The organism is Candidatus Hydrogenedentota bacterium (genome assembly GCA_016791475.1).
GTDB lineage: Bacteria > Hydrogenedentota > Hydrogenedentia > Hydrogenedentales > JAEUWI01 > JAEUWI01.
On the sequence record JAEUWI010000137.1, the window covers coordinates 1 to 862 of the forward strand.

Genomic DNA, 862 nt, shown 5'->3' on the forward strand with positions numbered 1-862 from the left:
GCAGGGCTGGGTGGAAATCCATTATCAGGAGGAGAATCCGCTGGAGTGGTACAGCACCAAGAACGGCAAGGGTGAGACCCGGCGATTCAAGCCGGAGGGGCCTTCGGGCGGCTACACACCGTACGTGCAGCACGCAGTGCGGGCGGCGATGGGGGCGGAGACGCCAGTGCTGAGCCCGGACGAAAGCCTGCATGTGCTGAAGACGATCTTCGCGGCGTACAAGGCAGCGGAGACGGGGCGGACCCAGACGGTTTAGGGCGTGAAGAACGTCCCGGCGATATAGCGGACTTCGGAGTCAGGGTCGCCGGGCTTCTCGTTGTTCATCCAATAGACAACCAGGACGCGGCCGCCTTCCAACTCGACCACACTCGGATAGCCCAGATCGCCGTTGCCGCCATCGTCGCGAAGGATTACCGTTTTGTCGACGTCCCAGGTCTTGCCGCCGTCGCGGCTGTCGGTGGCGCGCAATCCGAACGGCGCACGGCGATGTCCATAGGTACAGAGAATGCGGCCGTCCTTGAGTTCGAGCAGGTGGGCGGGATGGCCCCACATTTTGGTTGCGGCGGCGGGAGTCCAGGTGCGGCCGTTATCGGTAGAGTTGCTCTGGTAGAGATAACCGCCGGTGCGGATCATGGCGATCATGCCGCCATCGCGTTTGCGGAGGACGAAGGGCTCGTCGAAGGGGAGTTCGCGGTTGGGGTCGCGGCCGATGAGCGATGCTTCGCCCCAGGTTGCGCCTTTGTCGCGGGAACAGATGAGCCACGCGGAGGTAGGCTGCCGTTGCGATGCCCAGCCGTAGACGGGCAAGATGAGTTCGCCGCCAGGCAGTTCTGTCACGGGGACGCGCGCGGCGAGTTTGGGC

2 protein-coding genes are annotated in these 862 nt (G+C 64.3%); one reads left to right on the forward strand and one right to left on the reverse strand.

What is annotated here, in order from left to right:
• A partial coding sequence (locus tag JNK74_28285) for a gfo/Idh/MocA family oxidoreductase (protein MBL7650087.1) occupies positions 1 to 256 on the forward strand: 256 nt, incomplete at its 5' end.
• Here the strand turns inward: JNK74_28285 and JNK74_28290 are convergent.
• Positions 253 to 862 (reverse strand): exo-alpha-sialidase (locus JNK74_28290; GenBank protein ID MBL7650088.1); only part of this gene is annotated, 610 nt, incomplete at its 5' end. The genes JNK74_28285 and JNK74_28290 overlap by 4 nt on opposite strands.